Origin of the sequence: Halomonas ventosae, from assembly GCF_004361885.1 — a bacterium.
In the GTDB taxonomy this organism is placed as follows: domain Bacteria; phylum Pseudomonadota; class Gammaproteobacteria; order Pseudomonadales; family Halomonadaceae; genus Halomonas; species Halomonas ventosae_C.
Genome location: NZ_SNWH01000045.1, coordinates 1 through 3,726, shown reverse-complemented (window position 1 = coordinate 3,726; position 3,726 = coordinate 1). Strand labels below are relative to the sequence as shown.

Genomic DNA, 3,726 nt, shown 5'->3' with positions numbered 1-3,726 from the left:
CTATCTCCCTCACTCTATCCCCCTGCCCTGTAAAGAAAAAAGCGCGCCCTACGAGAGAGCCCCGCCCCACGGCGCCAGTCAGGGCAGCCGTGAGGTGGAGGCAATGGTGAGTGGGCCAATGGCCGAGATAGAAGAGGGAATCGGCTAGCATGGAGAGCTGCTGCCCTAGAGCCACCCCCGTTCGGCGAACGACGTGTAGCCATCAAAGCCCACCACGACATGATCCAGCACCCGGATCTCCACCAGGCCCAGGGCGTCCTTGAGACGCTGGGTGATGCGCCGGTCGGCGTCGCTGGGCTCGGGGTCGCCCAAAGAAGAACAAAGTGAAGAACAAAGTGGGGGTCCTTTCTTTGCGGGCAGGATGGGGGCCTGGTGGAAAGAATTGAGTGCGTGTTCGGGGTGTTTATGAAACATTCGGGCTATATGGCCGCGGCTGAACCCCTCACGCCATCGCCTGGAGCAGTTGTCGGGCCACTTGCCGGGTGTGTGTTCTCAGTTCCGGGACGGCGATCGCTTCCCAGTAGCGGGCCCGCAGCATGGGGCCGACGTAGAAAAGCCCCGGCAGGGGCTCGCCCTCGCGTCCGATGGGGCGGTAGTGGTCGTCCACCTCCAGCCCCAGGCGCAGGGCATCGGCCTGGATCAGCCCCGTCTCGCGCAGTTGCTCGATCAGCACCGAGCGGGACCGGTCGATGTCGTACTCGGGGCCGGTGCAGTTGACCACCGCGGCCACCTGCAGGGTGTTCAGGGCGCCGCTGGCGCGTTCGCGAAAGCTCACCACCACGCCCTCGGCGTGCGGCGTCATCCGGGTGATCTGGCCGGCCAGCACCTGGGTGCAGCCGCTGCGCAGTTGTGCGTGCAAGCGTGCGGCGGCAACGGGAGCCAGCCGGTGGCGGTGAACGTCCCACCAGGGGCGAAGTCGGGCCAGGAAACGGCGGCGTTCAGCCAGCGGCCAGCGCTGCCAGAGGACGCTGGTGTAGGGCCTCAGTTCGTTGAGTACATCACGCCAGTTCTGCCCCAGCCGCTGGCGGCGCTTGATCTCGGTGCGCAGTGCCCGCAGCAATCCCAGCGCGGTGGCGGGCACGTTCTCCAGATAGCTCGGGAAGCCCGTCGACAGCGGCGCCTGCGGCAGGGTGCGGTGGGCTTTGGGCAACAGCCCGTGGCGTGAGATCAAATGCACCGGGCGGCCATCGTCCAGGCTGGTGAGGCGGAACAGAGCGTCGATGGCGGTATGGCCGGTGCCGATGATGGCCACCGGCGCGCCGGGAGGGATGGCGTCCATCGCCCTGAAATCCCAGGGGTTTTCAATGTAGCGGGGCGAGCCTGCCAAGGCTTGCGCAAAGGGCAGTCGCTGCGGCCCGAGAAACCCCGGGGCGAGCACGACCCGGTCGGCGGCCAGCGTGGCGCCATCGGCCAGTTCAAGCTGAAACGCCCCGCCCTTCGCCCCCGAATGCACGGCGATCACCTCGCCATGGATGCGCCGCAAGCTCAGCGGCGACACCGACACCGCCTGGGCCAGGGTGGCCTCAAGGTAGTCGCCATAAAGGCGCCGGGAGACAAACGAGCCGCCGTTGAGGCTGGGGTCGAGTTCGCGGCAGTAGTTGACGAAATGCGCCGGGTCATCGGCCAGCGCGCTCATGTTGCCGGCCGGCACGTTGAGCAACAGGCTGTCATCCCAGATGCTGTAGGCCAGCCCTCGCCCGGCCCGGGCGCGAGGTTCGATCAAGCACACGTCGGTGTCCGCCTCGGTGCCTTCACTCAACAGGTTCACTGCGGTCATCACGCCGCTGTAGCCGCCACCCACCACGGCAATGCTGCCGGCGCGGTTCACGTTATCCTTGGGGTCTGTCATTCGTCGGCTCCCTGGCCACGGTCATCGGAAAGCGCGGCCAGGTGGTATTGCGTGCCATCAATCGTGATGGTTTGGGGCTGCTCATCGGCCATGGTCTGGCTCCTTGTTGCGGGTGGGTCAAAGGTCGAAATCAAACTCCAACTCAATGTCGTCTCCGCCGAACAGGCCCTCCAGGCTATTGCCTTGCTGGGTGGCCTGACGCTGGGCGCTCGCCATTCGTCAATGGTACTGGCCGAATGCTCGGAGAAGGCCCTCACCTCCGCGTCGGTTTCCGGTTCCTCGACCAGCACCACGATCCGGGCGTGAGCATTCTTCAAACGCTTGTATTCTTCAGGGATCTTGACGACTCCATCCCGAATATCGGCTTCAAACTCGACGGCATACATGGCGTACCTCTGGCGTGCTGAATTGATGTGCCTGATGATAGCAATAAACGAAACCGCCCACTGACACCCCCTCGATCAATCGCATGGCCCAGCGCTCCTGCAGGCCGCCTATGGGTACCCGTCTCGCACCACACTGGATCAGCAGTCCACAGCGGCCCCAGGGCCGCTTTATACCGTCCAGGCAGGGAAATCCTCCGTTAGCGGCATGGAATGCTGCACGGAGCGGCACGAGGCTACCAAGGTCAGATAGTCGACGCGAACGGCACGCATCACGCCGCGCGGCGCTCGAACACCTCGCGGGCGGCGCGCATCCCGCGCAGGTACCGTGCCTGGCGCTCGGCACAGCAGGCGGTGAGGCTTTCGGGCGTGCCCACGGCGCTGCTGAAGCGCTGCATCAGCGTGGTCGAGGCGGCAATGAAGGCGTCCGGGTCGATGCCCAGCCGGACGAGCAGCCGGGGCACCTGCTTACCGATCGCGCCGCGCTTGTCGGGGCGCTGGCAGCGTCCGGTGATCTCGACCAGCTCGAGGTAGTCCTCGAAGCCGAAGGGAATGGCAGCAGGCAGCTCAGCCGTGGCGTCGAACGGCATCAGCGGCTGCAAGCGGCAGCGTCTCGCACCAGGCCGGCACGCGAGCCACTGGGGCATCTGGCGGGGCATCGAGCGGCCCGTCCTCGGGAGCGGCTGCCTTTCTCCTTTCTTATTTTTAAAAAGAAATCAGTCACATACAGATACAGCAAGGGCAACCATCGGGGCTGCCCTTGCTGTGCGTCAGACGGGGATGCGGGAGAAGGCCGGATCAGTGCTTGTCTTCGACGCGCAGCGCCTGGACATCAGCAATCACCAGGCCGGTCGCTTCGGCGATCTGCTCATCGCTGAGCACCCCCAGCTTGATCAGGTTGCGAGCTGTCTCGCGCTTGGCCTCCAACTGACCTTCTAGACGGCCTTCCTGACGCTCCTTTTCGCGCTCAACGCGCTCAATTGTATTGACGTAAGGCATGTGCTTCTCCTCCTGTATGGCGTAGACCGCCTGGACAAACGCGGGTTCCAGGGCGCTCGGTAGCTGGAGCAGCCAGTCAATGATGATGAATAGCTGCACAACCTGGTCTCGGCTATAGCCCCGCTCATACAGCAGCCGAATCAGGGCAACCTTGACGTCCTTGCGCGTGGCACCGTCCTTCAATCGCTTGGCGTGGATCTGGGCCATGACGACCAGCGCGAAGACGTTGGTGCTGGCTTCCAGCTCCGCCCAGCGCGCTTCCCAGTCGATCAGCTTAGCCGTGGGGAAGGTAAAGGTCAGCTCGCATCCCCAGCGCTGGTAGCGGAAGGTCGTGGGCCGGAAGCTGTCACGGGTGTCGGCCAGCACCGCCAGGCTCACTACATCCACCCCGTAGCGGTCACGCAGCCGGTACTGGTAGGTGTACATGCGCTCGGCAAAGGCCTCCTCCGGCTCGCCCTGCACCTCGACGTGGATCAGCACCCAGGTCTCGCTGCC

The 3,726-nt window shown here is 64.8% G+C and carries 4 protein-coding genes and 1 pseudogene; all 5 read right to left on the bottom strand.

From position 1 onward, the window contains the following. Positions 1–165: 165 nt before the first annotated feature. Positions 166–309, bottom strand: a pseudogene (locus DFO68_RS15240) (JAB domain-containing protein); the annotation flags it as partial. A 133-nt stretch (positions 310–442) separates the two neighbouring features. Beyond that, positions 443–1,849 (bottom strand): FAD/NAD(P)-binding protein, encoded by a 1,407-nt coding sequence (locus DFO68_RS15235; RefSeq protein WP_133484453.1) that lies wholly within the window; start codon positions 1,847–1,849, stop codon positions 443–445. After that, the gene (locus DFO68_RS15230) at positions 1,846–2,235 is read right to left on the bottom strand and encodes a hypothetical protein (RefSeq protein ID WP_133484452.1); all 390 of its coding nucleotides are present in this window, start codon (positions 2,233–2,235) and stop codon (positions 1,846–1,848) included. Before DFO68_RS15230 ends, DFO68_RS15235 begins: the two co-directional genes overlap by 4 nt. Before the next feature lie 269 nt (positions 2,236–2,504). Beyond that, positions 2,505–2,834 carry a hypothetical protein gene (locus tag DFO68_RS15225; protein ID WP_133484451.1) on the bottom strand — a complete coding sequence of 110 codons (330 nt, stop codon included), beginning with the start codon at positions 2,832–2,834 and terminating at the stop codon, positions 2,505–2,507. Between the two features lie 196 nt (positions 2,835–3,030). Continuing rightward, on the bottom strand, positions 3,031–3,726 hold a 696-nt coding region (locus tag DFO68_RS15220), incomplete at its 5' end, for a hypothetical protein (RefSeq protein WP_133484450.1).

What these genes read in the sequence shown, in the direction of transcription:
- DFO68_RS15235 (WP_133484453.1), bottom strand. Translation starts at nt 1,849, where the DNA reads ATGACAGACCCCAAGGATAACGTGAACCGCGCCGGCAGCATTGCCGTG.
- DFO68_RS15230 (WP_133484452.1), bottom strand. Translation starts at nt 2,235, where the DNA reads ATGTATGCCGTCGAGTTTGAAGCCGATATTCGGGATGGAGTCGTCAAG.